This window comes from Actinomyces polynesiensis (genome assembly GCF_000820725.1).
Classification (GTDB): Bacteria; Actinomycetota; Actinomycetes; order Actinomycetales; family Actinomycetaceae; genus Pauljensenia; species Pauljensenia polynesiensis.
Genome location: NZ_CCXH01000175.1, coordinates 1 through 3396 on the forward strand (window position 1 = coordinate 1; position 3396 = coordinate 3396).

3 protein-coding genes are annotated in these 3396 nt (G+C 73.8%); all 3 read left to right on the forward strand.

The features are described from left to right. Positions 1–1163 (forward strand): homoserine dehydrogenase (locus TA90_RS07470; RefSeq protein WP_043535486.1); only part of this gene is annotated, 1163 nt, incomplete at its 5' end. 4 nt (positions 1164–1167) lie between these two features. Continuing rightward, positions 1168–2283: a threonine synthase gene (thrC, locus tag TA90_RS07475; protein WP_043535487.1), complete on the forward strand. Its 1116-nt coding sequence runs from the start codon at positions 1168–1170 to the stop codon at positions 2281–2283. A 152-nt stretch (positions 2284–2435) separates the two neighbouring features. Further along, the coding region (locus TA90_RS07480) for a homoserine kinase (protein WP_043535488.1) at positions 2436–3396 on the forward strand (961 nt) is incomplete at its 3' end.

The window sequence follows — 3396 nt, forward strand, 5'->3', positions numbered from 1 at the left end:
GCGACCCCTCCGCCCCCCGCGACGTGCCCCTCGACCCCGCGCTCCTCACCACCGACCCAGCCGAGGCGATCGACGGGCGGGACCTCGTCGTCGAGCTGATCGGGGGCATCGAGCCCGCGCGCACGTACGTGCTGCGCGCCCTGCGGCAGGGGATCTCGGTGGTGACGGGGAACAAGGCCCTCCTCGCGGCCCACGGCCCCGAGCTCTACGAGGCGGCCGCGGCCTCCGACGTCGACCTCTACTACGAGGCGGCCGTCGCCGGGGCCGTCCCCGTCGTCTACGGCCTGCGCGAGTCCCTGGCGGGGGACCGCGTCACCCGGGTCATGGGCATCGTCAACGGCACCACGAACTTCATCCTCGACGCGATGGCCTCCGAGGGCGCCAGCTATGCCGACGCCCTGGCGCGTGCCCAGGAGCTGGGCTTCGCCGAGGCGGACCCCACCGCCGACGTCGAAGGGCTCGACGCGGCCGCGAAGTGCGCGATCCTGGCCTCGCTCGCCTTCCACACCCGTGTGGGCATCGACGACGTCTCCGTCGAGGGCATCACCGGGCTCACCTCGGAGGACATGCGCGAGGCGACCTTCTTCAACCGCGCCGTCAAGCTGCTCGCGATCGCGGAGCGGCGCATCGGGGAGGATGGCCGCGAGGGCGTCGCGGTGCGTGTCCACCCGGCGCTCGTCCCGGCGGACCACCCGCTCGCCTCGGTGGCGGGCGCCTTCAACGCCGTGGTGGTCGAGGGTGAGGCCGCGGGGCGGCTGATGTTCTACGGCCAGGGCGCCGGTGGCGCGCCCACGGCCTCCGCGGTGCTCTCCGACGTGGTGGCGGCGGCCTCCCACCGGGTCCACGGCGGCCACGCCCCCCGCGAGTCGGTCTACGCGCACCTGCCCATCCTGGATCCCGGATCCACGCGGACCCGCTACCAGATGCGCCTGAGGGTGGAGGACCGCCTCGGTGTCCTCTCCGAGGTGGCCAGCATCTTCGCCCGGCACGGCGTGTCCATCCAGTCCGTCCACCAGCGCGACGGGCACGAGATCGGCGAGGCCGTCATCGTCATCGCCACCCACGTGGCGCGGGAGGCGGACCTGCGGGCCGTCGCCCACGCGCTCTCACAGTCCCCGGCCGTCCGCGAGGTGGCCTCGACGATCCGCATGGAAGGTGACTGAACCGATGGCCCACCAGTGGCAGGGACTCCTGCGCGAGTACTCCGAGCGGCTCCCGCTGGAGCCCACCGACCCCGTGGTCACGCTGCTCGAGGGGGGCACCCCCCTGGTCGAGGCTCCCGCGATCTCGCGCCGTGTCGGTGCCGAGGTGTGGGTGAAGGTCGAGGGCGCGAACCCCACCGGCTCGTTCAAGGACCGCGGCATGACGATGGCGGTGTCCAAGATCGCCGCGACGGACACGCGGATGATCGCCTGCGCCTCCACGGGGAACACCTCCGCCTCGGCCGCGGCCTACGCGGTGGCCGCGGGCCTGGAGTGCGCGGTGATCCTGCCCGCGGGCAAGATCGCGGCCGGCAAGATCGCCCAGGCCGTCATGCACGGGGCGCACCTGATCCAGGTCGACGGCAACTTCGACGACTCCCTGCGCGTGGTCCGCAAGCTGACGGAGGCCTACCCCGTCGCCCTCGTGAACTCCGTGAACCCCTACCGTCTGCAGGGCCAGAAGACGGCCTCCTTCGAGATCGTCGACGCCCTGGGCGACGCCCCCGACATCCACGTGCTCCCCGTGGGCAACGCCGGCAACATCTCCGCCTACTGGATGGGCTACAACGAGTACGCGGGGCGCAGCGTGGCCACCACCATGGGGGACTCCTGGCAGCGCCTGGACCCGGTTGCCACGAAGGTCCCGCGCATGTGGGGCGTCCAGGCGGCGGGCGCGGCACCCTTCGTCGCGGGGCACCCGATCGACGAGCCGGAGACCATCGCCACCGCGATCCGCATCGGGTTCCCGGCCTCCTGGGACTACGCGGTGGCCGCGCGCGACGACTCCGGTGGCCGGATCACCGCCGTCGGCGACGGGCAGATCCTCGCGGCCCAGCAGCTGCTCGCGCGCGAGGTCGGGGTCTTCGTCGAGCCGGCATCGGCGGCGTCGGTCGCGGGGCTGCTCCAGGCGGGGGAGGCGGGGGAGGTGCCCCGCGGAGCCACGGTCGTGTGCACGGTGACGGGCAACGGGCTCAAGGACACGAAGACGGCCCTGGCGGGCCTGCCGGGCGGTGGCGAGGTCGAGGCGACGGTGGTGCGTCCCGACATCGTCGAGGTCGCCGCGGCACTCGGTCTGCACTGAGGAGGGGACCGGTACGGGCGCTGCGCCCGTGGGCGGACCGGGCGCAGGGTCCGTCGCGCGCTGGCCGTGCCCGCTGCGCGGTCGGCGGACCTCCTGCCCCGCCTGGGCGGACGGCGGAACGCCCGCCCCCCGCACTTCCCTAGGATTGACGCGTGCAACTGCGAGATGACTTCGTCGCCGTGACCGTCCCGGCGACCAGCGCGAACCTCGGTCCCGGATTCGACTCGGTGGGGCTCGCGCTCGGCCTCCGTGACGAGGTGTCGGTCCACGCCACGACGGGCCGCACCTCGGTGGTCGTCGAGGGTGAGGGTGCGGGCCACGTGCCCGAGGACGAGGACAACCTGGTCGTGCGCGCACTCCGTCTCGGCCTCGACCACGTCGGCGCACCCCAGGTCGGCATCCGCATGCACTGCACGAACCGGATCCCCCACGGCCGGGGACTGGGCTCCTCCGCATCGGCGGTCATCGCCGGACTGGCCCTGGCGCGTGCACTCGTGGGTGACCCCGAGGTGCTCGGGGGTGACGCGCTCCTCGAGATCGGCACGGACGTGGAGGGCCACCCGGACAACGTCGCCCCCGCCGTGCTGGGAGGGGCGACGGTGGCGTGGACGGAGCAGGGAAGGCCCGGGGCGGTGCGTCTCGAGCCCCCGCAGGTCTTCGCCCCCGTGGCCTTCGTGCCGGACTTCGAGCTGGCGACCTCGAAGGCGCGGGCGGCACTGCCCCCGACGGTGAGCCACCACGACGCCGCCTACAACCTCTCACGTGCCGCGCTCCTGGGGGCCCTCCTCGCCGGCGGTGGGGACAGTGCCGTCGGGGCGGTGCCCGCGGGTGGGGAAGGGGAACACCCCGTCCGTCCCGACCTGCACACACTGCTGATGGAGGCCACGCGTGACCGCCTCCACCAGGAGTACCGACGTGGTGCCATGCCCCAGTCACTTGCCCTCGTCGACTGGCTGCGCGAGGCTGGGCTGGCGGCGGTGGTCTCGGGAGCGGGGCCGACCGTGCTCAGCCTGGAGACCGTGCCCGAGGCGGTGTGCGCCGACGCCCGGCAGGCCGGGTGGACGGTGCACCGGCTGCCGGTCGACCCGCACGGTGTGCGCCAGACCCGCGGCC